We start from the raw sequence: 25976 nt of genomic DNA, 5'->3' as shown, positions 1-25976 counted from the left end.
CGAGCAGGATGCTGCGGTCAGGGGGGTGAACGATCTGGTGGTCATTGCGCGTCGGCCAGTGCCAAGGCTGAGGCCAGGTCAAGTTGCTCTCGCATCGCCTTTGCTGCCTGTTGAAAACCGGGCAGGCTGGACACCGCAACGGCCGAAGCCGACGTGTTGCTGACGATCTGCGACGGGTTGGTCCGCACGCCCTTGACGAGGTATTCGAAGTGCAGATTCGGACCGGTTGCGGTACCGGTCGCGCCGACCGTGCCGACGGTCTGGCCCTGCTGCACGCGCTGCCCTGCCCGGACGTCGATGCGACTCAAATGCGCATACGCCGTGGCGGCCTTGTCAGGGTGTTGGATCACGACGTAGTTGCCGTAGCCACTCTGGCGACCCGCGAAGCTCACCACACCGTCGGCCACGGTTCGGATCGGGGTCCCGGCCGGAGCGCTGTAGTCTGTTCCCTTGTGAGCTTTCTGTCCTCCGAACACCGGGTGGATGCGTGGCCCGTACGAACTGGTGATGCGGGAGAACGCCAACGGGGATGCAAGGTAGGCGCGGCGCTGACTCGACCCATCGAGACCGACGAACTCGCCGGCCTTGCCAGGAGATTGAAACCACAGGGTCTGGTGGGCGTCCTTGCCGTTCTGGACTTCGGCACCCAACAGCTGTCCGGTGAAAAGGATTTCTCCGTCCAGCTCGAACGCTTCGTACACCAGGCTGAAGCGCGCCCCTGGCTGAAGGTCACGCTGAAAATCGATGTCTGCGGCAAACGCCTCCACGACCTGCGAGGCGACGGCATCCGGCAGGCCTGCCCGGTCCGTGGCGGCAAAGAAGGAAGAACGGATGGTGAGTGAACCCAGCTGAATCAGGCGCCGTGGCGTGGGCTGTTCGAGCCGGGATCGGAACCCCCCGTCGAGTTGCTCCACCACCAGCCGGCTGACCCGCTGATGGGCTGCATCCACCCACCGCACAGACAGTGTCTTCAAGCGCCCATCGGTTGTGCGGGTCACCGACGCGAGCTTGCCGGGGGTACCCGTCAATAGCAAACGCGATGTGGCGTCGCTGGCGAGAAAGGCTTGTGAATCTCGATCTTCGACGCCCAAGCGCCTGAGCAAGGCCTGGAGGGAGTCGTCGCGACGGGTGACCTGGGATTGGTGAACGAGAAACCCGGGGATCAATGCCGTCAGATCGGACGACGCTGCGGGTGTATCTACCGGCTCTACCACCTGCCGAACCGGCCATTGCGCCGCGTCCGGCAGCGCGGGCGAGACGCCGAAGGCCACGACACCCGTGCCCAGCAACAGGCTGCCCAAGGCGGCGATCAGGGGCCGCTGGTGACGCTGGATCCAGGGTTTGAGAAGAAGCAAACGTGCGGAGTACATGACAGTGCCCATGCTGGAGGCCCCTGGTTGCGAGATGCCTCAGGCATTGGACAAAAGGACCCGGATGTCCGACGTGATCGTGGCGGCGTCGGTTCCATAGGCGGAGAACAAGCGCACCCGACCTTGGGTGTCGAAGATGTACTTCCCCGCCGAGTGGTCCATGGTGTAGGACGTCGGCGTCGATCCCGGGACCTGCTTGTAGTAAATCTTGAAGTCGGCTGCGACGCCCTTGAGTTCATCGGGCTCGGGCCGCAGGGCAACGAACCCCTGGTCGAAGTTCGCCATGTATTCCTTGAGCAACGCCTGGGTGTCCCGCTGGGGGTCCACTGTGATGAAGAGCACCTGCAGCCGCTCGCCCTGGTCACCCAGCAGACGCTTGACCTCGGCCATGGTTGTCATGGATGTAGGGCAGACATCCGGACACTGCGTGAAACCGAAGAAGGTGACCACAATCTTGCCCTTGAAGTCCGCCAGCGTTCTCAGGTTGCCGTGGTGGTCCTTGAGCCGGAAATCCCGGGCAATAGCGGCACCGGTCACATCGGTGCTCTTGAACGGCGTGACCTCGGGTGAGCAGGCCATCAGCACAGGCGCACCAGCCACGCTGGCCAGCGCCGCCTGCACAAAGCGCCGACGCCCCATGCGCGGGTGGTCTGGGTTGAATGAAAAGCGTTGGTTCATGTCACTTCCTGGCTTTGGCCACTTCTTCGGCCACGAGTGACAGCAGTTGCTGGTCACCAAAGGACGGGAGACCGCGACCATTGACAAAGAACGTCGGGGTCTTGGTCACTTCCAGTGCGGTCAGGTCTTCGATGTCCTGCTTGAGCACCGCATCGATGTCCGAGCCCTGGGCGTCGGCCTGCGCCTTGGCAATGTCCAGACCGGCTTCCTGTGCCGCCCGGAACGCCAGCTCGATGTTGGGTTTTCCGTGGTCGGCCCACTGCGGCTGGCTGGCCAAGATCATCTCCAGCACGGGTAGGTACTTGTTCTGGCGTTTGGCGGCTTCGAGCAGCTTGACCACCTGATCGGAGCCGGCATGGAACGGGGCATAGCGGATCACCAGACGCACATCGTTCGGATACTGCTTGAGGATGTCCTTGACGATGGGATAGAACGCTCGGCAGGTCTCGCAGGCCGGGTCAAAGAACTCGACGATGGTGACCGGCGCGTTGCTGGGGCCAAAGACCGGTGAATGGAAGCGGACCAGCCGGTTGTCCGTCTGGCTGGCTAGCGCGCTGCCGGACTGCTGGACCACCTGGCTGACCTTCTCGGCCTGCGAGTTCTGCACCCGCTTCTGGTAGGCGTTCATGCCGAGGAAGAAGAACAGCAGGACGATGGCGACCAGGGCGATGACGGTGATTTTTTTGGAATTCATCGGGAGGACTTTCTGAGGTAAACAATGAGAAGGAACGCCAGCACTATGAACGCGGCCAGCGACAGCCAGGGGATCTGGACGCCGTTGAAGATGTCGAGCTTTTGGTCCGCGCAGGACACCCCGGCGCTGCAAGGTACCCAGGCCTTGGGAATCAGGCCAGCCACCAGCAGGGTGTGGTACCCGGCCATCGCCAGCCCGCTCAGTGCCAGAGCCAGGCCATAGACGGCGCCCCGTCGGTCTTCAGTGAAGCATGCGATCCCCAGAATGATGGCGAGTGGAAACATGAAGATGCGCTGGTACCAGCACAGCACGCAGGGCGTCATGCCCATGACCTCGCCCAGAAACAGCGCGCCCAAGGTGGCGGCAGTGGCCACCAGCCAGGCCATCAGCAGCCAGGTCCAGGGTCGGTTCATGACGTGCCTTTCGAAAAGGCCACGGCGGGACGCAGGGACATCAGGATCCAGGCGCCCGCCGCCAGCACGATGAACACATCGGCCAGGTTGAAGGCAGGCCAGTGCAACCCGCGCCAGTGCAGATCCAGGAAGTCGGTGACGGCGCCGCTGGCAATGCGGTCGATGAGATTGCCGCTGCCGCCGGCCACGAGCAGTGCGCCCGCGGCCCGCTCCAGCGGTTCCACCTGGCGCGCAAGACAGACGAAGGTGATGGGCACCACCACCATGAAACCGATGACGATGAAGAATATCCGCTGCCAGCCACCCGCTTCGGCCAGCAAGGAGAACGCGGCGCCAGTGTTGAGCACATGGACCAGGTTGAACCAGGTCGTGACCTCCACCGCTGTGCCCAGTGCGATGGTGCTGGCGAACCAGGTTTTGCTCAGCTGATCCAGCGCCAGAAGAAAAGCCACGGCAAGCAGCCAGGCCAGACGGGGGCGACCCCGCCAGGAAAATGCAGACATGAAAAGACCCTGAAAGAACGGACATCACCAGCCGCAAGGGCTGGCACGTTTCACAGGGATCGGAGAAGCACGGCGATGGGCGCCGTCAAAGAAGCCGAACCCTGGTCAGGCCAGGGTGGTCCACTGCGGCCGTTCGGGCCGCTCCACGAGCAGGATCTCGGTCCAGAGACGGGCCACTGCGTGCAGACGGTCGGCGTCGTTGCTCGGAACAAAGGGCGTACTGGCCGACAAGGCCAGGGCGCCGGAGTGGCAGCTTCCACAGTGGGAGTGCTGCGCATGGGATTCGCCGACGTGGTCGTCGGTCTCGGCCTGTCCAGAGGTATCCGCCAGGTTCGCATGCACCGAGGCACAGGGCTCGTGCACACAAGGCTCGCGCTCGGCCGCGCCCGCCCACTGCAGGGGCAGGCAGAACAGCATCAAGAGGGTGAGCAGAACGGCGCGCATGATGCAATGATTTTACGGCGCTGGCACTGGGGTGGAAACGCCGCCCTGGTGTGCTTCAGGTTGTTCAGCGGTCCGGTGGAGACTGGAACTGGCGAATCGTGGTCCACAGTTCCGGGGCCACCGCCATGGGCTGGAACGCGCTGATGTATGCACGTCCGGTGTTCCCCAGCGGGAGGCGACCGAACAGATGGCCAAACGGCACCAGGAGCAGCCTCAGGAGTTGCCCGCTCAACTCGGACAGGTTTCGCGTCTGCCAGGCCAGCCTGAGCATGTACCAGTGCGAGCGTGCATGCGGGACCAGGCGCGTCTGTCCCAGCACGTGCATGGCTTCGAGCAGGTGCCAGGCTTGGCCCAAGTCACGATGGTCGAGACGTTGGTAAGCCTGTGACAGCCGCTCGAAGGTGTGCGGGTCGAACGCCACCGTGTTCACGGACTCAGTGGGCATGGCCATGGTGGTCGTGCCCGTGGTCACTGGCATCTGCGGTTCCGAGTTCACTCCTGGCCTGGCGCATCACCTGCCAGCCGCCGTGCAAGGCCAGACCCGCCATCAGGGCCGCCACGAGCAGGTCTGGCCAGGCCGTGCCTGTTCCAAAGACCCCCAGTGCGGCCAAGAACACGGCCACGTTGCCGATCGCATCGTTGCGCGAGCACAGCCAGACGCTGCGCATGTTGGCGTCACCCTCGCGGAAGGCATACAGCATCCAGGCCACCGACACGTTGGCCAGCAGCGCCAGCAATGCAACAACCCCCATGGTCGGTGCATCAGGCACCCGACCGTTCCAGACCGCCCACAGCGCGCTGCCCAGCACGTAGAGGCCAAAGCCCATCATGCTGAAGGCTTTGAGCATGGCGGCCCTGGCACGCCAGGCCAGCGCCGATGCCAGCACCGCCAGCGAAACACCGTAGTTCAGCGCGTCACCGGCGAAGTCGATGGCATCGGCCAGCAGGGACAGAGAGCCCGACGAGAAGCCAGCGCCCAGCTCGACCAGGAACATGGCGGCGTTGACGAAGAGCGCGACCCACAGCACGCGGCGGTAGCGTGGCAGGTTGGCAATCTGTCCGGGGGCGGGGCATTCGTGTTCACAGCAATGGGCTGACATGGGATCTCCTGCAGGTTCAGAATGCCGGTATTGAAAACCCTGGAGCTGCTCCAGAGTCAAGCCCTGAATCCCACCGAACGGAGAAACCCCATGCGCATCAAGGAACTGGCCGAGGCCACAGGCGTGGACGTGGACACCATCCGCTACTACGAAAAGCAAAGTCTTCTGCCGGAACCGGCCCGGCAGGACAACGGCTACCGTGACTATGCGAGCGCCCACCTGGAGCGCCTGGCCTTCATCCGCCACTGCCGCGCACTGGAAATGCCGCTGGCCGACATCCGCCGGTTGCTGGGCGCGCTGGACGCTCCGGGCGAGCCACACCCGGATGTGGACCGGCTGGTTCAGGAGCAGATCGACAAGGTGCGGGCGCGGCTCAAGAGCATGCGAGCGCTGGAGAAGCAGTTGTTGCTGCTCCAGGCCGCCTGTGGCCGTTGTGACGACGAAGGCACTGACTGCGGCATCCTCAAGGAACTCGTGGCCGCCGCGCACGGCGAAGCCTGCGCGTGTCATGCCCATCTTGCGCACTGACCGACCATGAAGGCCTTGTTGCTGTACGTCGCCACCACATGGGCCTACACAGCAGCAACTCCAATCGACAGAGTCAACAGGTTCAAAGACAAATTTCAGTCAAAACTGTCATCTTCGGGCAATCTCGCGGTCACTCGTCCATTACTACATTGCTCCTGTACTCGGTACCGCGTTGCATCACCCGATCAACGTGAAACTTTCAGGAGCAACCATGATTCGCAAGTTCAACATCCTCGTCCTTTCGTTTGCAGCAACCATCCCGGCTTTTGCCATGGATGCGGCTCAAGCCGAAGCCAAGCAGACTGTCCCGCTGGTCAATGGCGAGACGCTCTACATTTTCAAGGACGGAAAGATGGCAAAAGCCAACCAATATGGACGCACTGCATACCTTGCCAAGGGAGAGGTCGTTCAATCCGTGGATGGTCAGAAGATCAGCACAGTGGGCAACGAAGTCGCTCGCCTCGACTACCTGGCGCGCAAGGGTCATCAAAACTGATGGCGTCACTCGCGTGAAGACGGCCACCCTGTCTTGGGTGGCTTTTTTACTTGCGACGGAAGATCATTGCAAAAACGATCACCATGGCCAGATAGTTCATCACCATGAACCACGTGTTGTTCCATGCGACGCCATCAAACCCCCAGTAGGTCACCGGATAGAAAACCGGGGATGGATAAAAATCGGCCGAATGGGTGAACACGTCGATTAGCACGTGGGACCACCAACCCAACAGCGGCAACCAGAAGCGGCTCAGCCAAAGCCAGAGTACCCCTGTGACGGCCCCCGCCACCAGCGCGCTATGCATTACGCAATGCAGGTGGTGGGTCAGGCCGGCGAGCAGCGGCGACATTGGGGGCTCGTACCCGGGCAGCGCATTGGCATAGGCCAGCAGCACACCCCAGCCCTCAGACGACGACAGCGTCAGTGCGACCAGCGGCGCAAGCTGGACCAGATCAGGCAACACCGCCAAGCCCACCGCCAGCCCGGCGGTCCAGCGGCCGGTGCCGGTGCCAGGCCGCGGCGCCCAGACCCACCCACAGTCCGTGTGCAAGGATGTCCATGGCGCATGCCCTCTTGTGCAGTGAATCTGTCCGCTATCGGTTGCGCAGGCGCAGCGCATTGCCGATCACCGACGCCGAGCTCAGGCTCATCGCCAGTGCAGCAATCAAGGGCGACAGCAGCCAACCCGTCAACGGGTACAACACGCCGGCAGCAATCGGGATGCCCAGTGCGTTGTACAAAAAGGCAAACACCAGGTTCTGCTTCATGTTGCCCACGGTCGCTTCGGACAGCGCCCGCGCGATCGCGATCCCGCGCAGATCGCCCTTGACCAGCGTCACCTGCGCGCTGTTCATCGCCACGTCGGTCCCGGTTCCCATGGCCACGCCCACATCGGCCTTGGCCAGTGCCGGCGCATCGTTGATGCCGTCACCGGCCATCGCCACCACCCGACCTTCCTTCTGCAAGCGCTCAACCAGCAGCAGCTTGTCGGCCGGCTTGACCTCGCCATGCACCTCGTCGATGCCCAGGCGGGTGGCCACAGCCTGGGCCGTCGTCAGGCCGTCACCGGTGGCCATCACAATGCGCAGACCCGATGCCTTGAGGGTCGCCAAGGCCTCCGGCGTGCTGGCCTTGACCGGATCGGACACCGCCAGCAGGCCCATCAACTGACCATCCATCGCCAGGTGCATCACGCTGGCACCTTCTGCACGCAAAGCCTCGGCCTGCGGCACCAGCGCCGCGACCGAGACGCCCATCTGCTCCATCAGCGCGGTGTTGCCCAGCGCCAACTGGCGCCCAGCCACCTGGCCACGCACGCCGATGCCCGTGCCAGACTCGAAGTTCTCGGGTTTGTCCAGCACCATGCCGCGTTCGCGGGCGGCACGCACGATGGTTTCGGCCAGCGGGTGCTCGCTGCCCTGGTCCAGGCTGGCGGCCAGGCGCAGCACCTCGTCGGCGTCAAAACCGGTCGCGGGAACGGCGCGCTCGAACGTCGGGCGACCTTCGGTCAATGTGCCTGTCTTGTCGATGATCAGGGTGTCGATCTTGCGCATGTTCTCGATCGCCGCGGCATCCCGGAACAGCACGCCATGCGTGGCGCCCCGACCGGTCGCGACCATGATGGACATGGGAGTGGCCAGACCCAGGGCGCAGGGACAGGCAATGATCAGCACCGCCACCGCGTTGATCAGGCCGAACACCCAGCGCGGCTCGGGGCCGAACAGCCCCCAGCCGAAGAATGTCAGCAAGGCAATGCCCACCACCGTGACGACGAAGTAGCCCGCCACCACGTCGGCCATGCGCTGCATCGGTGCCCGGGAGCGTTGTGCCTGGGCCACCATCTGCACGATCTGCGACAGCATGGTGGCCGCGCCCACGCGCTCACTGCGCATCACCAGCGCGCCGCTGGTGTTGAGCGTGGCACCAATCACCTTGTCGCCCACCCGTTTGGCCACCGGCATCGGCTCGCCCGTGAGCATGGATTCATCGACCGCACTGCCGCCTTCGGTCACCTCGCCGTCCACCGGCACTTTTTCGCCGGGGCGCACGCGCAGCACGTCACCCACATGCACATGGTTCAGCGGCACGTCCTCTTCGGTGCCGTCGGCGCGGATGCGGCGGGCCGTCTTGGGAGCCAATCCGAGCAGCGACTTGATGGCCGTCGAGGTCTGCGACCGGGCCTTGAGTTCGAGCACCTGGCCCAACAGCGTGAGCGAAATGATCACGGCGGCCGCCTCGAAGTACACGGCGACGCGGCCCATGGAAATGAACGAATCCGGGAACACCTGTGGCGCGACCGTCGCGACCACGCTGTAGACAAACGCGGCCCCCGTGCCAAGACCGATCAAGGTCCACATGTTGGGACTGCGATGCATCACCGACTGCCAGCCACGAGAAAAGAACGGCCAACCCGCCCACAGCACGATGGGAATGGACAAGAGGAGCTCGACCCAGCTCTGCGCGGACATGTCCATCCACTGGAGGCGGTGGCCAAACATGGCGAGCACAAACACCCCGGCGGTCAGTGGCAGCGTCCACCAGAAGCGGCGCTGAAAATCGCGCAACTCCGGGTTGTCGTCGTCTTCGATTTCCGGCAGCAAGGGCTCCAGCGTCATGCCGCATTTGGGACAGTTGCCCGGATGGTCCTGGCGAATCTCTGGGTGCATCGGGCAGGTGTAGACGGTGCCGGCGGTGGCTGGCGCAGAGTCCGCTGGTGCCGTGGACACGAGGTACTGCAGCGGGTTCGCCGCGAACTTGCCCTGGCACTTGGCACTGCAGAAGTAGTAGGGTCGCCCCTCGTGTTTCAGCGTGTGTGCCGACTGCGGCGTGACCTTCATGCCGCACACCGGGTCCTTGAGGTCGGTGGGCGACGCGGGCACGGTCGGTGGGGTGTGGCTGCTGTGGTGCTGGTGTGTGCTCATGTCCATGGGCCTACTGCTTGTCGTCCTGTGCGCGACCGGGTGCCTGCGGGTGCCGATCATGTCCTCCATGACCATTTCCATGCATCAGGTGCATCAGTGGGCAGGCCAGCAACAACAGATAGGGCCAGAAGCCCATAACATGGCCCCAGTGCTCTCGCAGCAGGTAGAAGCCCGCGATCAAGGCAGCCGTTGCCAGCGCCATGCCGGCCGGGCGCCGCCAGAAAGAAGGCACATGGGCTTCGTTATGGTCGTGGTTCATGGTGTCTGGTGCTCCGTTGCCTAGGCTTTGACTGCGTACCGCATCATCATTCCCGCCTCGGCATGTTCCAGCGTGTGGCAGTGAAAGACGTAGTCCTGGTCGCCGGTGTGCGGGTGCGAGAAGTCGATGGCGATCTTGACCGACTCGCCCGGCCAGACCTGCAGCGTGTCCACTACGCCCAGGTCCTGCGGCAGCAGACCGCGTGCCCCTGCCAGGGGACGGATCTGGTCCGGGCTGCCCAGGCGTTCGAGCACCCGGAACGAAAAGCCGTGCAGGTGCATGGGGTGCGGCATGCTGCGTTCGGCGTTCTCGATCAGCCAGGTTTCACGCGCGCCACGCTGCACGGTCAGCGGCACGGCTGCGTGATCGAACACCCCGCCGTTGATCGTCCAATGGCCTTTTCCGTCATGGCCCAGCCGCATGCGTCGCGGGGTGCCCACCGATTCGGCCGGTGTGGCGAGGCTGGACAGCCGGGAGGGCATGCGCCGGTCATAGGGCACTCCGGCTGCCGCCAGGTCAATACGCATCAGTGCCCTCGCATCGCCTTCCATCGCCATGGCGGCGGGCGCGGCGGCACCGAGGGCCGCGCCGTGCTGGCTGTGGTCCATCGCCGCCATATCGTGTCCGCCCTCCTGGTGCATCGGGTCGAAAGGCAGCGAGGCCAGGGTCACCGGCCGACCGCCTTCGGCTTCCCGGAAGTCCACCAGCACATCCAGCCGCTGACCGGGCGAAAGGAAGGTCTGTTCGATGCGCACGGGCTGGGCCAGCAATCCACCGTCCGTGCCCGCCAAGTAAAAGCCCAGGGCTCGGCCTTGTTGCAGGAACGCCAGCCGGTAGCTGCGCGCGTTGCTGCCGTTAAGGATGCGAAAGCGAACGATGCGACGCCCGGCCTTCAGGCGTGGGCGTTCGGTCAGGTTGACCATCAGCCGGTTGCCCACCCAGCCACCGAAGGACTGGGCGGCGCTGGGCGCGTACTGGAGGCGCCCTTGTGCGTCGAACTCCTTGTCCTGCAGCACCAGCGGGATTTCGGATTCGCCCAGCGCCAGTGCCAGTTCCTTGCGCAGGGTGGCTTCGTCTTCGTCTTCGACGAAGAACAGGCTGGCCAGCCCGTGGTAAGCCTGCTGGGGAATGAAGCCGTGCGCATGGGGGTGGTACCAGTACATCGAGGACCGGTCCTGCACGGTGAAGGCGTAGTCCATCTGCTGGCCAGGTGCCACCACGTGGAGCCCGTTGCCGTCGTTGCGCGAATCCACGCTCAGGCCGTGCCAGTGAATGACGGTGGGCTGATCGATGCGGTTGATCAGCTTGACCCGCATCTGATCGCCCTGTCGGGCCAGCAGCGCCGGGTTGAGGAATTTCTTGCCGCCCGACTCCACGGCATAGGCCAGGACGGGGGTGCGCTGCCCCGGCAGCACTTCGATCTCGCTGCGGACCACATGGACTTCCTTGAAGTCCGTCACGGGCAGCACCCCGAAGAGGCCACTGGTGCCCGGCAGGCGCAAGGGGTTGGAGAAGCCCGTCGCCTGCGCTTCAAGGCGCAGGACCTCGTCGGTAGAAAGGCCTGACGGCGTGGCTGAGGCGGCCCAGGCACCCGGGTAGGCGGCTGCGGCCCCCATTGCGCCCATGCTGCCCAGAAACTGCCGCCGTGAAAACATCGACATCACACAATCTCCTGAACTGGATACGAAAACAAGAACAGCGTCAGAACGTCGGCGCGCTCACTGGGCGCCGGGTTTGGCGGGCGACGGCGGCATGCGCTGCATCATCATTTCCATCATGTTCTGCATCATGTCCATGCGCATCTCCATCATTTGATGGCGCTGGGTCAGGTCTGGCGTGGCCACTCCCGGGGTACCCATCCCCTGCATGCCGGCCATGCCGCCCATGGGCTTCATGCCTTTCATCATGTCCATGCCTTCTTGCATGGCCTTCATGTGCTCGGCCATCAGGGCCTCGCGTTCGGCCGGTGTCTTTGCGGCCGCCATCTTGGCGCGCAGCGACTGCATCGTGGCCATGTGCTCTTGCATGTGCTGCTGCATCTGCGGCATCGACGACATGCCCATGGGCATGCCTGCCTGGGGTGTGGCCGGCTGGGTCGCGGTGCTGGCCGCCGGGGTGGACGGGTGGTGCTGGGTGTGGTCGGCGGTTTGCTGAGCTGCGGCGGAGAACGCCGCACCGGCGACAGCCACGGACAGTAGGGCTCGGATCAAGGCGGACATGACGATTTCCTTTCGTGACAGAACGCATGGCGAAATGCCATGGGGTCACTGTAGGGATCGACCCGGGTCGGCAAGATGACCCGGAGATGACAAAAAAGTCAGGTTCAGCGCGGCGACTGCTGCTGGGCCTGCCGGTTGATGTCGTCGTGGTGGCGTCGGGTCTCTGGCGCCCATTGCGACTTGATCCAGGACAGCACGGCCACGATGTCGGCATCGCTGAGCGAATCGCCAAAGGCGGGCATGTTGGTGGCGTAGTCGGGCAAGCCGACGGCCTTCGCCACCCCTTCCTTGGTGATGCGAATCAGCACATCGTCCGGGTGGTGCCAGGTGTGGCCGCTTGAATCGTGGGGAGGTGCAGGCATTCGCCCATCGGCGCCTCTTTCGCGCCAGTTGGCTTGCCCCTCCAGATGGACACCGTGGCAGCTTGCACAGCGGGTCTGATAAATCAGCGCCCCCTGTTTGAGCATCGCAGCGTCATCCGTGCGAAGCATCCCGACAGGAACTGGCCGGAAGAGGTCCGCAGATTGCCACCAGAAAAAGGCTGCGGAAGCCCCGGCGAGTGCCAGAACGACCGCAGCTGAACGGAGGTAACCTGCGCGCTGAAGAGTCACTTCGCTGGCTGGATGTCGGTCACCGTCATCTGCCCGTTTTCGTTGGTGGCCATGAACTGGATCTTGGCGCCGACGCTGGTCTTGTCCAACAAGGCCTTGTCCTTGGCCACGAAGACCATGGTCATGCCGGGCATGTCCATGTGCTTGATGTCACCGTGCTTGATGGTGATCTTGCCGGCGTCCTTGTCGATCTTGCGCACCTCACCGTCGGTCATGCCGGGAGCTGCAGCCAAGCCCATCTTGGCGTGGTCCATGTTCATCTGGGCAAACACGGGGTTGATGGCGAAGGCGGTGAAGGCCAGTGCGCCCGCACTCAAAATTGCTCGCAGCTTCATCGTAAAGTCCTTTCGTTGAGTTGAGATCGCGAGAAAAAAGCTCAATTGGCCGCCACATTGACCTGGCCTTTCATGCCGGCCTCGTAGTGGCCCACATGCAGACAGGCGAAGTTCACCACGCCGGGCTTGGTGAAGCGCCAGATCACTTCACCCTGTTTGCCAGGCTTGAGCGAGATCTTGTTGGGTTCTTCGTGCTCCATGGTCGGGAACTTCTTCATGACTTCGTAGTGCTCCTTGAGTTCCTTTTCCGTGCCGAGGCTGAACTCGTGCGGCACCTTGCCGGAGTTCTTGATGACAAAACGGATGGTCTCACCCTTCTTCACCGACACGTTCGACGGTGTGAAGCGCATGCTGTCTGCAGCGTCCACCTCGATCGTGCGCGTGACCTTGGCTGCAACGCCCGGTTCGCCGATAGGAGACTCTTCGTGGTGGCCACCGCCGTGGGTGCCACCAGCGAAAGCAGCCGATGCGGCCAATGCTGCAGCAGCGAAAACAAAGCCGGCGCGGGAGGCGAAGTTGAACTTGAGGGATTTCACGGTTGTCCTTTGGGTTTTGGTTGGGGAAACGGTTGAGGAAAAACGGTCGTGAGGCGGGCAATGGCCCATTTCAGTGGGACATGCCTTTGGCAGTGGGTTTGACCACCTGCGCGGTGGCGGGCGTCGTGTCACTGCTGGCCGCAGGGCGTGGTGTCGGGGGTAGCGCCCCGGTCCATTCGTACGCCACGGTGCCCTCCGGGAACTTGTACGGTCCCGGGTCCTTGTAGTCGCCCGGTTTCTGGTCCTTGCGGACCTTGAAGACCGTGAACATGCCGCCCATTTCCAGCGGGCCGAACTGGCCGGTGCCGGTCATCATGGGCGCCGTGTTGTCGGGAATCGGCATCTGCATCTCGCCCATGTCGGCCATGCCGCGCTCGCCCATCAGCATGTAGTCGGGCGCCACCTTCTGGATCTTCTTGACCAGGCCGCGGTGGTCCACGCCGATCAGGGTGGGCACGTCGTGGCCCATGGCGTTCATGGTGTGGTGGCTCTTGTGGCAGTGCATGGCCCAGTCACCTTCTTCGTCGGCGATCAGCTCGATCTGGCGCATCTGGCCCACGGCCACGTCGGTGGTGACTTCGTACCAGCGGGTGCTGGGTGGGGTCGGTCCGCCGTCCGTACCCGTGACCAGAAACTCGTGGCCGTGCAGGTGGATCGGGTGGTTGGTCATGGTGAGGTTGCCCACCCGGATGCGCACGCGGTCGTTCAGGCGCACGTTGAGCGTGTCGATGGCGGGGAACACCCGGCTGTTCCAGCACCAGATGTTGAAGTCGGTCATGGTGTTGACCTTGGGCGTCTTGCTGCCAGGCTCCACGTCGAAGGCGTTGAGCAGGAAGCAGAAGTCGCGGTCCACCTCGCTGATGTGCGGGTGTTTGGCCTTGGGGTGGGTCACCCACATGCCCATCATGCCCATGGCCATCTGCACCATCTCGTCGGCGTGCGGGTGGTACATGAAGGTGCCAGGGCGCCGAGCCTCGAACTCGTAGACATAAGTCTTGCCCACTGGAATGGCGCGCTGATTCAACCCCCCCACGCCGTCCATGCCGCTGGGCAGGCGCTGGCCGTGCCAGTGGATGGTGGTGTGCTCGGGCAGCTTGTTGGTCACGAAGATGCGCACGCGGTCGCCCTCCACCACCTCGATGGTCGGGCCTGGGCTCTGACCGTTGTAGCCCCACATGTTGACCTTGAAGCCCGGCGAGACCTCGCGCACCACGGGCTCGGCCACCAGGTGGAATTCCTTGACACCGTTGTTCATGCGCCAGGGCAGCGTCCAGCCGTTGAGCGTGACCACCGGGTTGTAGGGTCGGCCGGTCTGTGGCACCAGCGGCGGCGCGGTGTCGACCGAAGTCTGGATGACCGGCTCGGGCAAGCCAGCCAAAGCAGAGCGGGCCACGGCCAGGCCGGCCACGGAGGCAGCGGCGCCGGCGAAGAACTGTCGTCTGGAGTTGGTAGGGGTGTTGGTCATGTGATGTGTCCTTTCAATGCGCTGCTGCTGCCGGAGCCTCGCCACCGGCGCCGCCCAGATTCACAAAACTGTCGGGCTCTCCGCCCTGCAAGACCCACTGCAGATCGGCCTCGGCCAGCCAGAAGTCGCGCTGTGCACCGATTGCATCCACCGTGGCCTGAGACTGGTTGCGCACCTCGTCCAGCAGGTCCCAGACGCTCTTGAGCATGCCGTTGTAGTGCAGCACCGTCTCTTCGGTGATGAACTCACGGGTCTTCAGGATGTCGCCCTGGCTGTCCTGCGCCAAGGCGTGGGCGGCCCAATAAACGTTCATGGCTGACTTCGATAGCGCACGATTACGCAGGCTTTCTGCGTCTGGCAACTGGTTGCGAACAGCATCACCGCGCTTTTGCAAGTCCGCTGCGGCCATGGGTTGCGCCGGGATGGCAGGCAACTGGTCTGGCAACACAAAGCCATCCTGAAGACCCGTTTGCCCCATCGTCTTGACCAGATTGGCCTGCGCCTGGGCGGCGGCTTGCTGCGCTCGCCTCAGATTCATGCGTGCATTGGATGCAGCCAGTTGAACGGGAGACAGTTGCAGCTTGCTCCAGTTGCCCACCGTCACCATGCGCTGACCCAGTTCATAGGCCGCCTGCGCGGCTTCCAGCATGTCACGCTGGTGCTTCAGGACCTGTTGGGCTGCCACGGCTTCGATCCAGGCTTTACGCCCCGCCGCAGCCACTTCCAGCACCTCGCCGGTATCTTCGACGCGGCGCTGCAGGCTGGGGTCGAGTTCCGTCCAACGGCCCTCAGCGATCAGTTGCTCGTGCTTAGGACCCAACCGAGCCAACGCACGGGCCAGATCGCGATGCACCATCCAGGCCATGCGAACCGCTACCTCTGCGGTGGGGATGGCAACTCCCATGGTGCTGCTCGGCGTAACGGCGGCGACGCTCACGTTGGTCTGCTCCCACTTGAGTACGTCGGCATGGCCGCGCTTGAACACTCCCACTGCGTCATTGGCACGGCGCCAGTCGGCCTCCTGCGTCGGGCTGGCCGTCTGCGCAGCCAGCGCGAATGGGACGACCAACAGGCCTGCCACCAGCAGCTGGCTTGTGGCTCGATAACTGAACAAAGGTTTCACTGCAATCGCTCCTTTTGATGTGGATCAAGTGGTGCGGATTCTGGCGAGGCGAGTTCGTCACTTCCCTGTCGGTCAGATTACAAAAAGGTCAGCTTTTGTCGCGCCCGCCTCGATACGGGCAAACTCGAGGTCAGGAGAACGTGAACGTGAAAATTCTGATCGTCGAAGATGAGCCCAAAGCGGGTGACTACCTCAGACAAGGCCTGCGCGAGGCCGGCTTTGCCGTGGAACTCGTCACCAACGGTGTGGACGGTCTGCACCATGGCCTGGAGGGGGACCACGATCTGGTGATCCTGGATGTCATGCTGCCAGGCATGGACGGGTGGCAGGTGCTCAAGAACCTGCGCAGCCAGGGACGGCAAATGCCCGTGCTGTTCCTCACGGCACGCGATCAGGTCGAGGACCGCGTCAAGGGCCTGGAATTGGGGGCAGACGACTACCTGGTCAAGCCGTTTTCGTTTGCCGAACTGCTGGCCAGGGTCCGGACGATTCTCAGGCGCGGCCGCACGGGTATGGAACCCACTTCGATGAAAGTCGCCGATCTGGAGCTCGACCTGCTGCGCCGGCGTGTGACCCGGTCCGGCAAACGCATCGATCTGACGGCCAAGGAATTCGGCCTGCTGGAATTGCTGATGCGCCGCCACGGCGAGGTGCTGCCGCGCTCCCTGATTGCCTCCCAGGTATGGGATGTGAATTTCGACAGCGACACCAATGTGATCGAGGTGGCCATGCGGCGTTTGCGGGCCAAGGTGGACGACCCCTTCGAGCCGCGGCTGATCCAGACTGTCCGGGGCATGGGCTACGTGCTGGAAGCGCCCGAGGGCACCCGCTGATGCCGGGACGGTTTTCTCTCACCGCACGCCTGACGGCGTTTTACACCCTGGTCTCGGCCTTGGTGCTGGTCGGGATGGGGCTGCTGGTGTCGCTGGCGACCGGGCGGCACTTCGTTGAACTGGACCGGGACTATCTGCATGACAAGATCGAGCTGGTCCAGAAAATCGTCCGGGAGTCGCCTTCACAGGCAGAGTTGTCCAGCCGATTGGACGAGTTTCTGGGCAGCCATCACGGGCTGTACATCGATCTGCGGCAAAGTGATCGGCTCGTGTATGGCCAGGAGGCTCCACGGTTCCCAGCCGACCTGCCCACAGCAGGTTCTGGCGCCGATCCGATGGACTGGGACGATGGCGGCCAGATGCTCAGGGGTCTGTCGGCCCGGTTCGAGGTGCCCATGTTGCCCTGGGCCACCTCACAGACAGCGTTGCAGTTGCGGATTGCTCTGGACACAGCGCACCACGCGCACTTCCTGCAAGCGCTTCGCCACACGCTGGCGCTGTACCTGCTGGGTGCCATCCTGGTCAGCGGCCTGCTGGGATGGTGGGCGGCGCGCAGAGGCCTGGCGCCGTTGCGGGTCATGAAGGAGCGCGCCATGACGGTGACTGCCCAGAAGCTGGACCAGCGCATGCCGGTGGACGCGGTGCCGGCGGAATTCGCCGACCTGGCACAGAGCCTGAACACCATGCTGGAGCGCCTTCAGGCCGACTTCGCGCGGCTGCAGGAGTTCTCCAGCGACCTGGCGCACGAACTGCGCACCCCCATCAACAACCTGCTCACGCAGACCCAGGTGTCACTGGCGCAGAAGCGGGACGCGAGCGCCTACCAGGACATCCTCGCCTCCAATGCAGAAGAGTTCCAGCGCTTGGCCCGCATGGTGTCCGACATGCTGTTTCTGGCCAAGACGGAACATGGCATCGAACTGCCTAACCCGGAGGCGATCGCACTGGAGCAGGAGACGCGGGCGCTGTTCGACTTCTACGATGCTGTGGCCGACGAGAAACGCATTCGTCTTTCGCTGGCAGGAGAGGCGGTGATCATGGGAGACCGCCTGATGGTCCGGCGCGCCATTGGCAATCTGCTGTCCAACGCCCTGCGGCACTCACCCGACGATGCCGATGTGAAGGTGGCGATCGAAAAGAAGGGCGCGGCCGTTGCGCTGTGCCTGACCAACACCGGGAACACCATTTCGGCCGACGTCCTGCCCCGGCTGTTCGACCGCTTCTTCCGGGTGGACAAGTCGCGCAGCCACCCGGACTCCGATGGCGCTGGCCTGGGCCTGTCGATCACCCAGGCCATCATGGCCGCCCATGGCGGCTCCGTGACAGCCAGTTCCAGCTACGGCGTCACCACCTTCTGCCTCATGTTCCCAGGCTCAGTTGCAGATTGACTGGAGCTTGGGATGTCCGGTCACGTCGATCGCGACCTTTCGGTCGGGAGGTTCGGGTGACCGCTCCCAGCCTGAAGCAGAGGTTACTGCCACCGCAGTCATTGACATGTTTCCAGCTGGGCTTAGTCTCGCCGAGGCCACTCCCAGCATCGCGTATGGGGTGCTCGGAGGCCTCCCTCATGGATAAGGGTGCGCGGAAACATGTTGCGCACCGCCCATCCATCTCCGCTCGCTTCCTATGAACATGCTCTTCTCAGCGCGACGGGCAAGCCAGTCTTAGAGAAATGGCTGTACCTGCCGGTTGCTGGGCGAGCAGTTCAGCTGACCTTCGTTGATGGCTGAAGGCCCTGCGCTATCGTTTGAGAAGCCTGTTCAATCCTGCTATGAGATCGGTGGCAACACGAGGCGGCGGAGTCCGTCGTGTCGTTGTTCTGGATTGCTGATTAGACTTCGCTGCTGCGGGCACTCGGATCTGAGGAGATGGGGTCGCTTCTCGCTCATCGGCCAGGCGGGCTTGAGTTGCCGATTTTCCAACGGCCGCTGCAAGCTCACTTTTTGCCAGTTGTCGCTGCCGGAGCTCGTTTGCCCGATCCTCCATCTGTTTGGCTTGGTGAGGGGGCAGATCGAATGGGCAGGTGTATTCGTCGCCGACGTTACCCAGACCCAGCAGCGCACGGTGGCACTGCTCGACCAGCTTTCGATCTTCTTCAAAATCCAACGACTCGTATGCCTGGTGAAGATGGTTCATCTGGACCACCACCTCTTGTGTCGTCTTACCGCTTTGGCGTCGCGCCAGCTTGTAAGCAACAGAAATGAGTCTGAGCAAAGGCCGTTTGAGGCCCCCGGTCAATGAGGCGATCTCATGCGAGTCCTTGTGTGGATCGATCTTCAGCCGACCATCCATCACCACTTTCAAATCATCCAGGTAAGCGCGATAACCAGGGTCGTCTCCATGGTCAGGCAGCATCACGATGGGCGATGACAGCACCCGAGCCCGCTCCTCGGGTGGACGCCGCTTCAGTTTGTGAACTAAGCTGTAATTCATGGTGAGCGTCAGCGGAATACCGAAGTCAGCCAAGCGCGTAATCAACACCGACACTTGACTGTTGGCGTTGCTGCTTCGTGTCACAAACTGGAGCTCGTCGGTCAGGATGCCGCAACAACCATGCTGAACCATCCTCAATTGCAGGTGCCTCAGATCCCCCTCCGATCGCGCCTCGTAATCGTGGCCGAGCCCGATCCTCCCAGCGATCAGGTCATACATTTCTGCTTTACTGATGTTCGAGCGAATCGGCAGGTGAACGATAGGGTTCAGTGGAAACTGAGGCAGGTCGCCACAAACCTGAATCTTTTCACCAGAAGGAATGAGTCTTGCGATGGCGAGCAGGAGTGCGGACTTCCCAACACCAGGCTGACCCGTCAAAACAGTAATTCGAGGATCAAGCGGAAGATTCAACTGCCCCATTGCGGCGCGAATGAATTGCTCTTCGCTACCGTAGTGCAGAACGGCATGCGCCAACATGGGGCCCAAGAGTTGTCTGATGATCCCGATGTGCTGATCAGACGCTCGGTAAGGCACCTTCAAGGCAGCATGAAGCAGTTCAACCGCGACATCGACAGGCAGTTTGTCGATGTCGCACACCGGCACCGGCTCGATCCGAACTGCGCCCTTCAAGACGGTATCGTCTTTCGGGAGTGTGACACTATTGATCCATGGTGTTTTCTGCATGTTCGCCTTAGAAACTGTGTTTCAAACGATCCATTTCGTCTCTTTGATCGGGCGTGGAAACAGCAAGTCGGCCACTGCTTCGACCTGAGAACCACTCCTTACCGCTCTCTGTTTTGCAGCGTTCTTGGGCTGCGACCCGCTCAGTCACAACACGTCGCTTCTGACGGGTAGAGGCCTTCCCCCGCGCCTGCTGAACCAGGTGACTCTCCCCATCCGTCATGAACAATGCGTCATCGGTCGGGTGCCCAAATGCTTGCACCTCAATGAGTTCACCATTGAACTCAACCCACGCATAAAGCGGAGCCAGAGGGATGTAGTAGCCCTTTAGCGGTGTTTTCTTGTTAAAACGCACAATCGCCGCCCCAAGTGTTGGGAGGTGAGACGCAGGCACGAGATAGCGACGCCCATCCCGCGTCAGCTCACCTCTTTCAGCATGAAATTCGGTCTCTTTCAGGAAGCTACGAACAGCATCTTCAAATGGGACATCAATCAGGCTGCTGCGCTCTCGCCTTACAAGAAACTCATATAGATCATTAGGGCATCCGACATCTTCAAGAACGGCTTGATCTGTGAGTCGAGACGAAACGTCATCACTGCGGTTCTTACGGATCACGTCCAAGATCTCCCGTTTGATCAGCTCAATCGGAGTGTGGTCACTAAATTTGTATTCGGGCGGGGCGCCTTTGTTGTGATTTCTCGTGTGCTTGCTCTCAGTTGGTGCATTACTTTTGGGTTGATAGCTCGGCGTAGCCTCCCTTGCAATCACCCATTTGTTGAGCTCCTTCTTGACTGACGCACTTCCGCCTGGTCCACGGTCTGTCACAACATTCGCGGGTAGCCCGACAGACGGCCAATCACTGTCATCAATCTCGATCCCAAAGAGTCGACCAAATTTCGACTTTGGTACGGCCGCGCAAAACAAGGCAAGCTTATAGATGTCATCATCTTCACTACCGAGAGAAAATCCAACGCCTTGGATTTGACCGGTCGCCGAATCCACCAAGTCGACACGCTTCAATCGTTCAAGGTGGTATTCCCCAAGATAGCCCCGGGGATATTCAAGTACCGTTGCGGCATCCATGTGTGCGCGCTCCCCGGTAAAGTAGACAAAGTCAGACATCCGTCCCATATGGGGTTGATATTCATTTCGCATTCGAACTTCGCCGAGCAAAACGCGCCGCACCTCATCGGGGCCAACTATCTTTTTAAGGTAGTAGTAGAACTTGTCAGTTGAAGGGAACGGCTCACCACGCGGGTGATAAATCTCTCGGGATCCGTCTGGAAGCTTTCGTGTCGAACAACCAAACTCTTTCCGCAAAATCACGGGGATTGCACTTGCGAGGCTACCGGCGGACTTCGCATACCGTCGGAATCCATTAACGATTTTTTGAATCATCTCCGGGGTCGTCTTATGGCCAACCTTCACCCCGTGTGCATCGGATGGTCGTCCAAGTTGAGAGGCCTGATATTGAGGATCAAGGCGGTCCCACCGTCCACAGCGGAAACGGGGACCCAGAAGAACCCAAATCCGCCTGTCAAAGACTAGATACAAATAGAACCAAAGACGGAACCGTGTCTCATTGACCTTGGCTGGGCGGCAGGCTCTCGCGAACTTGTTGAGTTCCTGATCAGGGAAATCTGCTGAGAGGACATCTTCGACAGCCTCGAGTGCCGGTTGGATGCGAACGAGACGCTCGACCACCTCATCATGGAGCGATAGCTGCGAATTCTTAGAGACCTCAAACATTTGAGGTTCGGCATCCAAGTCACGCCCTTCGATGTCGGCCAACCAATGAGGCATCGCGTTGTCCTTGGTTGTGACAACGAGTGATGGCGCTTTCCCCGGCGCCCCATCGCTGAGACCTGCCTCAAAACTTTCGCGTGACAGCACATGTGTCACAGCGCTACGAACACGCTCTGCCTGATTCGCTTTCTGATGTTCATGGAATGACACGAGCAGCACACGATCTTTCCGAACGTGGGTTTTAAGCAGGTAGTAGCAGACACCCTTCTTCAGGGATTTGTATCCGTCAGGTGCAGTAACGATCGTTGCCATGATCAGCGCTCAAACCAGTGAGAAAACTCAACCAAAACGTCTTTTTGCTCAGGAATCATTGGCCGATCGGGCATACAACGCTGGTACAGATCGACCCGAATACGTCGCTCAAAAATTGCATGCTCCAGACAGTGCATTACCAATCGAGGAGTCACCCCGGATTTCGCGAAATCAGCCATCACCTCAATCGGCGGATTACCCCGTCTGAATGCATCATCCAAAGCCAATAACATTTCGCCATGCAAGACTGGATCAATGTCTGGCAGCTGCGCGTGCTGAATGAGGAGGTGTCGCAAATTGGTAGCGAGGCTTCGAGGAATATCTGTTTGCGCCACACGAACAATTCGAATATTGAGCTCTCTCATGTATTCCTGATAGACGAGATCACGAATTTTTGCCTTCTCGATCGCTCGCGGCGATTGCCTTTCTGTGTAGTCGCCAGGCCCCGGCATTCCATGGTCATGTGACGAACGCTTGATGTCCCAAGAGATGCAATAGGGCCCTTGAGCGTCCTCGAGGAACAACATGGGGTCCAGGATCCAAGGCCATGGGGCCCAGAACCGGAAGATGTTTCCCTCCTCATCTCGGTCCTCTGCGCGGATCCGGGGGTGGCGTCCATGAAAGCCGAGACGCTCAACAATCGCGTCGGTGCCACTGGTGGTGGGCAGTTGCAGACCAATCGCTTTGCGGTGACCGACAAGGGGGTGATCCGAAGCCTCGACTTGCATGATCATCCCCTCCTTGAAATCAATTAACGCCGGGTGATACATGGCCAGGGGAAAAACATCCAACTCGGGCCCCGACATCGCATGCAGCATGCGCTGCAACTTCAACGAAGGAAGTTCTCCGTTACGAGAGATCTTGGGAGCTTCGGTTTTGCTGGCAAGCTGCGCAGGAACGTACTTCGGCCCCCAGGCAACGGAGTCTTGCCGTCGGTAAATTTCCAACAGCCGTGCTTGCTTGACGTTCCTCTTCTTCATCTTTCAAACCGCAACGTGCATCCCTTGCGGGGATATCTCGAGGTTTGACCTGTACTCACTGGCACAGATCAGCTGTGATAGGAAAAATGGTAGAGGCTCTGGAGCGAAAAAACGGAAGAGGTGGAAAGTTGTGCAAAACACACGTGCAAGGTGCACACGTGAGGAAAAAATCTGGGATGTGAATATCGAATATTCACGACTAACACGCTGCGGAAGTTAGCCGGTAAACGGTGCAACGTTTACTCGATTGAGCATTTCCCTCTGAAGACGCCAGTTCCCGCAAACATTAGTCGATCACGTGCAAATTTTTCTTCAATGGTGATCTGAATGTCTGCACGCGATTGAATTGCAGTGAATCTGCACTTTTATCTGTTCACTGATGGTGAGTTGATACATCCAACGCGATTGCACGAGCTCAGACGATTGACGCATTTTTGCAACACGGATTCAATGATCCTCTGCAAGAGCGATCTGCTCGTCATGGAGGGAGTAATGGACCGGAAGCAAACACCAGTCCGACCGTGGATTCCGAATTGGTACGGGCAGGAGACGTTTTACAGCCTGTGCTGCCGCTTTCACCGCCTGGTCGGGCATCCACTGGCCGCCCATACGTCAGTGCAGTTGTTCGGGGATCGATTCGGTGCGTTGCGGCACGATGTCAGCGGTCACGTCCAAGCTTTTGTCGATCGAACATGGACTGACCGGGGTGATGCAGCCGCCATCCTGCTTGGGCGCACCGTGCTGCGTTACTACCTGCGCTTTCGGGATGCTGAGACTCGACGGGCAGTGATTGATCGACTCTTAAACTGCGGACCTCAGGCACTGAAACAGGAGCTCGGTCTGCTGGCGTCAGGCTTCGGTGCGAGCCACCCGCTGCGTGCATGTGAGGCGTGCGTGGAAGATGACGTTCGATCGCTGGGCATGCCCACATGGCATCTGCACCATCAGCTCCCAGGAGTCCTGTGCTGTCCGGTACATCGCAGGACGCTCTGGGAGACGAAACTCAAAGTCGATGGCAGGAAGCGGCTGCTGTGGCTGTTGCCTGATGACATCCAAGTCAACGATCGGCAACTGTGTCTGTCCGGCGACCCGCAGAGCATGGCATGGCGGGTCGCACAGGAACTGGCGGACGACATCACAGAACTGCAAGCGATGCCCATCGATTTCTCGGTTGATCGAGCACGGGAAGCGAGCCTGTTTCGCGACCGGCTACGGCAACTGGACCTGTGCGGCGCGGGTGACCGTTTACGTATCCAAAGTATCAGGCCTGTGCTCTTCGAGAGTCTCCAGCAATACCGAGCCATACCGCCACTGAGCGCTTTGGCTCAAACATACAAAGCTGCAGAAGCGACCTTGCGCCGACTGCTCAATCCGATAGGGCCGCCCATGCATCCCCTACGCCACATGGTGGTGATCCGATGGCTCTTTGGCAGTTGGGCTTCGTTCCGAGAGATCTATGAGAGCCCGCCTCGGACCACCGAGGCTCGAACCCCAACATTTCCAACGGCTCCCAAAAAAAGACCGCTATCGGTGGGCGCCACAGTGAGAGATCAGGTCGTCCGCCTGATCCGTGAAGGCCGCTCCGTGGCGTCGGCCGCCCGCGCATGCGGCGTCAGCACCAACTCCGCACTGCTGTGGGCTGAACATGATGGGGTGGCGGTTCACCGGCGCCCGAAGAGCATTGACGATCGCACTCGTCGCCACATTCAGTCCAGCTTGCGAAAAGGTATGGCCAAGATAGACATCGCACGGCGTTGGACAGTGTCCGTCGTAACAATCACGCGCATCCTCCTGGCGACCCCTGGGTTGCGTGAGGAGCGAGAACGTCGGCTGACAGCACAACGCCAGCAAAATGCTCGACGTGCACTCACAAGGTATTCGCGAGGTCACCCTGACTTCAGTCCAACAGATATCAAACGAGCCATAACCGCTGACTTTGTCTGGGCGCTTCGGCACGATAAGGAATGGTTTCAGCAGTGGTGCGCCTCACTCCCCGCAGGACGATCCCACGCCGCATCCGGAAGGACAAACTGGGAAGAGCGAGACCTCAGTTTTGTCCGATCGATCGAGAAACTGATCTCAGCCAGCGGCACAGCAGCGCCAACGTTCAAAAGCGTCTCAGAACTGGTGCGGCAAGTGCCAGGCCTGAGAAATCATGTGCGGCATCTGGCTAAGCTGCCCAGAACGGCTGCAGCCTTGGCAGCAGCCACAATGATTCTCATTGCGTCGAAACGGACGAAACAAAATCGTTAGATTCCACGTTTTCAAAAATCAGGGGGGTTCGGCTCGGAGAATCGAATGGTCATAACAACCACCGGCATTGCCGACTGACATGATGATCATTCCGAAAATCTTGCCCGATGAACTCTTGCTCAGCTACCGTGGCCGATTGATGGCCCTCAATGGCACGACCAACGTGACCGAGATTGCGAACCTCACGGCGTGGGCGCTGAGGGTTGACACGAGCGTAGTACCGGGTCCGGTTCAACTTCTGGTTGAGTCCCTGGCACGTTTTAACGATCTCTCTGTGGCCGAACTGGTCCAAAACCATACCTGCGCGGCCACGCTGGCTTTGCCGACCGCACCAGCGGAGTATCTGTATACCTCTGGAATGCCGACCGCCCTGACCGGGCGCCTGATGTTCAGCGTGGGGCACACCCAGTTCCAGTTTTGCCCTGACTGCGTCCGCGAAGACCTGCAGGCTCACTACTTTTCGTACTGGCGGCGCAGCCATCAACTGCCTGGTCGCCATCTATGTCCCGTGCATCGAACACCGCTGCTCGGCGTGTCGCAGCGGGGTGCCTTGACTTCGACGCCCGACCAACATCTGGGCGAAGCAGAATTTGCCCCTGAAGAGCTTTTGGCGGCTGAGGCTTCCAGCGTTATGGTGCAGCGCGCTCTGGCTTTGCTCGACTGGGCTGTCCAGAGCGGCATCTTCATTGACCGTGCCCGTTTGGCTGAGGTGCTGGGATCTCGTTGGAGCATGCTGGCTCAAGAGCGATCAGTCGCAGCGACTGACGCCGCACTGCACAACTACATCCTGGAGCAGTTCCCGCTGGTTTGGCTGCGGGCCTGGATCAGCCCGCAAAAATTGGAAGCGGGTCCGATCAGAAGCTTTGTCCGCCAGTTGATCTGGACTGACTTGGGGCACTTGACTCTTCTGGAAGTTATGGTGGCGGCTGTTGCTCTTTTCGACACCGATGAGGCTGCGCAAAAAGCACTTGTGACCTCGATGTCTACATTCATCTCGAAAAAGCAATGTGTTACTGCTGAACATCTCCAGGTGGCGTGA

General features: G+C 61.1%; 27 protein-coding genes. 6 read left to right on the top strand and 21 right to left on the bottom strand.

The features are described from left to right. Positions 1-41: 41 nt before the first annotated feature. From ACE3RQ_RS13625 to ACE3RQ_RS13590, 8 genes are all read right to left on the bottom strand, one after another. The gene (locus tag ACE3RQ_RS13625; RefSeq protein WP_374522571.1) at positions 42-1370 is read right to left on the bottom strand and encodes a peptidoglycan DD-metalloendopeptidase family protein; all 1329 of its coding nucleotides are present in this window, start codon (positions 1368-1370) and stop codon (positions 42-44) included. Positions 1371-1409: 39 nt separating this feature from the next. Next, positions 1410-2048, bottom strand: coding sequence for an SCO family protein (locus tag ACE3RQ_RS13620; RefSeq protein WP_374522570.1), 639 nt, complete (start codon positions 2046-2048; stop codon positions 1410-1412). Position 2049: 1 nt separating this feature from the next. Next, complete coding sequence (locus tag ACE3RQ_RS13615) at positions 2050-2742, bottom strand: DsbA family protein (RefSeq protein WP_374522569.1); 693 nt, start codon at positions 2740-2742, stop codon at positions 2050-2052. Beyond that, complete coding sequence (locus ACE3RQ_RS13610) at positions 2739-3155, bottom strand: disulfide bond formation protein B (RefSeq protein ID WP_374522568.1); 417 nt, start codon at positions 3153-3155, stop codon at positions 2739-2741. Before ACE3RQ_RS13610 ends, ACE3RQ_RS13615 begins: the two co-directional genes overlap by 4 nt. Beyond that, positions 3152-3658: a signal peptidase II gene (gene lspA / locus ACE3RQ_RS13605; protein ID WP_374522567.1), complete on the bottom strand. Its 507-nt coding sequence runs from the start codon at positions 3656-3658 to the stop codon at positions 3152-3154. Before lspA ends, ACE3RQ_RS13610 begins: the two co-directional genes overlap by 4 nt. 105 nt (positions 3659-3763) lie before the next feature. Then, a complete protein-coding gene (locus ACE3RQ_RS13600) occupies positions 3764-4102 on the bottom strand; it encodes a DUF2946 family protein (RefSeq protein ID WP_304831671.1) in 339 nt (112 codons plus the stop codon). Between the two features lie 64 nt (positions 4103-4166). Continuing rightward, on the bottom strand, positions 4167-4553 hold the full coding sequence (locus ACE3RQ_RS13595) for a DUF3703 domain-containing protein (protein ID WP_374522566.1): 387 nt from the start codon (positions 4551-4553) through the stop codon (positions 4167-4169). After that, positions 4537-5202 (bottom strand): cation transporter, encoded by a 666-nt coding sequence (locus ACE3RQ_RS13590; protein ID WP_374522565.1) that lies wholly within the window; start codon positions 5200-5202, stop codon positions 4537-4539. Before ACE3RQ_RS13590 ends, ACE3RQ_RS13595 begins: the two co-directional genes overlap by 17 nt. Before the next feature lie 90 nt (positions 5203-5292). On the opposite strand from ACE3RQ_RS13590, the gene ACE3RQ_RS13585 reads away from it, so the two are divergent. Both ACE3RQ_RS13585 and ACE3RQ_RS13580 read left to right on the top strand, forming a co-directional pair. After that, positions 5293-5730 carry a Cd(II)/Pb(II)-responsive transcriptional regulator gene (locus ACE3RQ_RS13585; RefSeq protein WP_374522564.1) on the top strand — a complete coding sequence of 146 codons (438 nt, stop codon included), beginning with the start codon at positions 5293-5295 and terminating at the stop codon, positions 5728-5730. 211 nt (positions 5731-5941) lie between these two features. Then, positions 5942-6226, top strand: a complete 285-nt coding sequence (locus ACE3RQ_RS13580; RefSeq protein WP_374522563.1) for a CopK family periplasmic copper-binding protein — start codon at positions 5942-5944, stop codon at positions 6224-6226. Positions 6227-6272: 46 nt separating this feature from the next. On the opposite strand, the gene ACE3RQ_RS13575 is transcribed toward ACE3RQ_RS13580, so the two are convergent. The 10 genes from ACE3RQ_RS13575 to ACE3RQ_RS13530 all read right to left on the bottom strand — a co-directional run bounded on the left by ACE3RQ_RS13575 (position 6273) and on the right by ACE3RQ_RS13530 (position 15698). Beyond that, positions 6273-6698 carry a hypothetical protein gene (locus tag ACE3RQ_RS13575; protein WP_374522562.1) on the bottom strand — a complete coding sequence of 142 codons (426 nt, stop codon included), beginning with the start codon at positions 6696-6698 and terminating at the stop codon, positions 6273-6275. A gap of 124 nt (positions 6699-6822) precedes the next feature. Beyond that, a complete protein-coding gene (locus ACE3RQ_RS13570; protein ID WP_374522584.1) occupies positions 6823-9156 on the bottom strand; it encodes a heavy metal translocating P-type ATPase in 2334 nt (777 codons plus the stop codon). Positions 9157-9160: 4 nt separating this feature from the next. After that, positions 9161-9409, bottom strand: a complete 249-nt coding sequence (locus ACE3RQ_RS13565) for a DUF2933 domain-containing protein (protein WP_374522561.1) — start codon at positions 9407-9409, stop codon at positions 9161-9163. A 20-nt stretch (positions 9410-9429) separates the two neighbouring features. Continuing rightward, on the bottom strand, positions 9430-11070 hold the full coding sequence (locus ACE3RQ_RS13560; RefSeq protein ID WP_374522560.1) for a multicopper oxidase family protein: 1641 nt from the start codon (positions 11068-11070) through the stop codon (positions 9430-9432). Positions 11071-11127: 57 nt separating this feature from the next. Continuing rightward, positions 11128-11628 carry a hypothetical protein gene (locus tag ACE3RQ_RS13555; RefSeq protein WP_374522559.1) on the bottom strand — a complete coding sequence of 167 codons (501 nt, stop codon included), beginning with the start codon at positions 11626-11628 and terminating at the stop codon, positions 11128-11130. A gap of 104 nt (positions 11629-11732) precedes the next feature. Next, positions 11733-12095, bottom strand: coding sequence for a cytochrome c (locus ACE3RQ_RS13550; RefSeq protein ID WP_374522558.1), 363 nt, complete (start codon positions 12093-12095; stop codon positions 11733-11735). A 140-nt stretch (positions 12096-12235) separates the two neighbouring features. Next, on the bottom strand, positions 12236-12574 hold the full coding sequence (locus ACE3RQ_RS13545) for a copper-binding protein (RefSeq protein ID WP_374522557.1): 339 nt from the start codon (positions 12572-12574) through the stop codon (positions 12236-12238). Between the two features lie 41 nt (positions 12575-12615). After that, complete coding sequence (locus ACE3RQ_RS13540) at positions 12616-13110, bottom strand: plastocyanin/azurin family copper-binding protein (protein ID WP_374522556.1); 495 nt, start codon at positions 13108-13110, stop codon at positions 12616-12618. A 70-nt stretch (positions 13111-13180) separates the two neighbouring features. Then, the gene (locus ACE3RQ_RS13535; RefSeq protein WP_374522555.1) at positions 13181-14575 is read right to left on the bottom strand and encodes a multicopper oxidase family protein; all 1395 of its coding nucleotides are present in this window, start codon (positions 14573-14575) and stop codon (positions 13181-13183) included. Positions 14576-14588: 13 nt separating this feature from the next. Next, positions 14589-15698, bottom strand: a complete 1110-nt coding sequence (locus ACE3RQ_RS13530) for a TolC family protein (protein WP_374522553.1) — start codon at positions 15696-15698, stop codon at positions 14589-14591. A gap of 146 nt (positions 15699-15844) precedes the next feature. Here ACE3RQ_RS13530 and ACE3RQ_RS13525 point away from each other — a divergent pair, with 146 nt between their 5' ends. Both ACE3RQ_RS13525 and ACE3RQ_RS13520 read left to right on the top strand, forming a co-directional pair. Next, a complete protein-coding gene (locus tag ACE3RQ_RS13525) occupies positions 15845-16531 on the top strand; it encodes a heavy metal response regulator transcription factor (RefSeq protein ID WP_374522552.1) in 687 nt (228 codons plus the stop codon). Next, positions 16531-17919, top strand: coding sequence for a heavy metal sensor histidine kinase (locus ACE3RQ_RS13520; RefSeq protein ID WP_374522551.1), 1389 nt, complete (start codon positions 16531-16533; stop codon positions 17917-17919). The genes ACE3RQ_RS13525 and ACE3RQ_RS13520 overlap by 1 nt, the downstream gene beginning before the upstream one ends. 352 nt (positions 17920-18271) lie before the next feature. On the opposite strand, the gene ACE3RQ_RS13515 is transcribed toward ACE3RQ_RS13520, so the two are convergent. The 3 genes from ACE3RQ_RS13515 to ACE3RQ_RS13505 are packed head-to-tail and all read right to left on the bottom strand — an operon-like array spanning position 18272 to position 22684. Then, on the bottom strand, positions 18272-19648 hold the full coding sequence (locus ACE3RQ_RS13515) for an ATP-binding protein (protein ID WP_374522549.1): 1377 nt from the start codon (positions 19646-19648) through the stop codon (positions 18272-18274). A gap of 7 nt (positions 19649-19655) precedes the next feature. Beyond that, a complete protein-coding gene (locus ACE3RQ_RS13510; protein ID WP_374522548.1) occupies positions 19656-21704 on the bottom strand; it encodes a hypothetical protein in 2049 nt (682 codons plus the stop codon). Between the two features lie 2 nt (positions 21705-21706). Beyond that, positions 21707-22684: a hypothetical protein gene (locus ACE3RQ_RS13505; protein WP_374522547.1), complete on the bottom strand. Its 978-nt coding sequence runs from the start codon at positions 22682-22684 to the stop codon at positions 21707-21709. A gap of 351 nt (positions 22685-23035) precedes the next feature. On the opposite strand from ACE3RQ_RS13505, the gene ACE3RQ_RS13500 reads away from it, so the two are divergent. Both ACE3RQ_RS13500 and ACE3RQ_RS13495 read left to right on the top strand, forming a co-directional pair. After that, the gene (locus ACE3RQ_RS13500; RefSeq protein WP_374522546.1) at positions 23036-24937 is read left to right on the top strand and encodes a TnsD family Tn7-like transposition protein; all 1902 of its coding nucleotides are present in this window, start codon (positions 23036-23038) and stop codon (positions 24935-24937) included. Between the two features lie 79 nt (positions 24938-25016). Further along, on the top strand, positions 25017-25976 hold the full coding sequence (locus ACE3RQ_RS13495; protein ID WP_374522545.1) for a TniQ family protein: 960 nt from the start codon (positions 25017-25019) through the stop codon (positions 25974-25976).

This window comes from Hydrogenophaga sp. (genome assembly GCF_041913525.1).
Classification (GTDB): Bacteria; Pseudomonadota; Gammaproteobacteria; order Burkholderiales; family Burkholderiaceae_C; genus Hydrogenophaga.
Note: the sequence above shows the minus strand (reverse complement) of the source record. Positions and strands in the feature narration are given on the sequence as shown.

Coding starts and splice junctions, on each gene's coding strand:
- ACE3RQ_RS13550 (WP_374522558.1), bottom strand. CDS start 12,095: ATGCTCAAACAGGGGGCGCTGATTTATCAGACCCGCTGTGCAAGCTGC.
- ACE3RQ_RS13625 (WP_374522571.1), bottom strand. CDS start 1,370: ATGTACTCCGCACGTTTGCTTCTTCTCAAACCCTGGATCCAGCGTCAC.
- ACE3RQ_RS13495 (WP_374522545.1), top strand. CDS start 25,017: ATGATGATCATTCCGAAAATCTTGCCCGATGAACTCTTGCTCAGCTAC.
- lspA (WP_374522567.1), bottom strand. CDS start 3,658: ATGTCTGCATTTTCCTGGCGGGGTCGCCCCCGTCTGGCCTGGCTGCTT.
- ACE3RQ_RS13510 (WP_374522548.1), bottom strand. CDS start 21,704: ATGGCAACGATCGTTACTGCACCTGACGGATACAAATCCCTGAAGAAG.
- ACE3RQ_RS13580 (WP_374522563.1), top strand. CDS start 5,942: ATGATTCGCAAGTTCAACATCCTCGTCCTTTCGTTTGCAGCAACCATC.
- ACE3RQ_RS13585 (WP_374522564.1), top strand. CDS start 5,293: ATGCGCATCAAGGAACTGGCCGAGGCCACAGGCGTGGACGTGGACACC.
- ACE3RQ_RS13545 (WP_374522557.1), bottom strand. CDS start 12,574: ATGAAGCTGCGAGCAATTTTGAGTGCGGGCGCACTGGCCTTCACCGCC.
- ACE3RQ_RS13615 (WP_374522569.1), bottom strand. CDS start 2,742: ATGAATTCCAAAAAAATCACCGTCATCGCCCTGGTCGCCATCGTCCTG.
- ACE3RQ_RS13590 (WP_374522565.1), bottom strand. CDS start 5,202: ATGTCAGCCCATTGCTGTGAACACGAATGCCCCGCCCCCGGACAGATT.
- ACE3RQ_RS13600 (WP_304831671.1), bottom strand. CDS start 4,102: ATGCGCGCCGTTCTGCTCACCCTCTTGATGCTGTTCTGCCTGCCCCTG.
- ACE3RQ_RS13570 (WP_374522584.1), bottom strand. CDS start 9,156: ATGGACATGAGCACACACCAGCACCACAGCAGCCACACCCCACCGACC.
- ACE3RQ_RS13535 (WP_374522555.1), bottom strand. CDS start 14,575: ATGACCAACACCCCTACCAACTCCAGACGACAGTTCTTCGCCGGCGCC.
- ACE3RQ_RS13610 (WP_374522568.1), bottom strand. CDS start 3,155: ATGAACCGACCCTGGACCTGGCTGCTGATGGCCTGGCTGGTGGCCACT.
- ACE3RQ_RS13560 (WP_374522560.1), bottom strand. CDS start 11,070: ATGTCGATGTTTTCACGGCGGCAGTTTCTGGGCAGCATGGGCGCAATG.
- ACE3RQ_RS13620 (WP_374522570.1), bottom strand. CDS start 2,048: ATGAACCAACGCTTTTCATTCAACCCAGACCACCCGCGCATGGGGCGT.
- ACE3RQ_RS13595 (WP_374522566.1), bottom strand. CDS start 4,553: ATGGCCATGCCCACTGAGTCCGTGAACACGGTGGCGTTCGACCCGCAC.
- ACE3RQ_RS13565 (WP_374522561.1), bottom strand. CDS start 9,409: ATGAACCACGACCATAACGAAGCCCATGTGCCTTCTTTCTGGCGGCGC.
- ACE3RQ_RS13515 (WP_374522549.1), bottom strand. CDS start 19,648: ATGCAGAAAACACCATGGATCAATAGTGTCACACTCCCGAAAGACGAT.
- ACE3RQ_RS13520 (WP_374522551.1), top strand. CDS start 16,531: ATGCCGGGACGGTTTTCTCTCACCGCACGCCTGACGGCGTTTTACACC.
- ACE3RQ_RS13555 (WP_374522559.1), bottom strand. CDS start 11,628: ATGTCCGCCTTGATCCGAGCCCTACTGTCCGTGGCTGTCGCCGGTGCG.
- ACE3RQ_RS13505 (WP_374522547.1), bottom strand. CDS start 22,684: ATGAAGAAGAGGAACGTCAAGCAAGCACGGCTGTTGGAAATTTACCGA.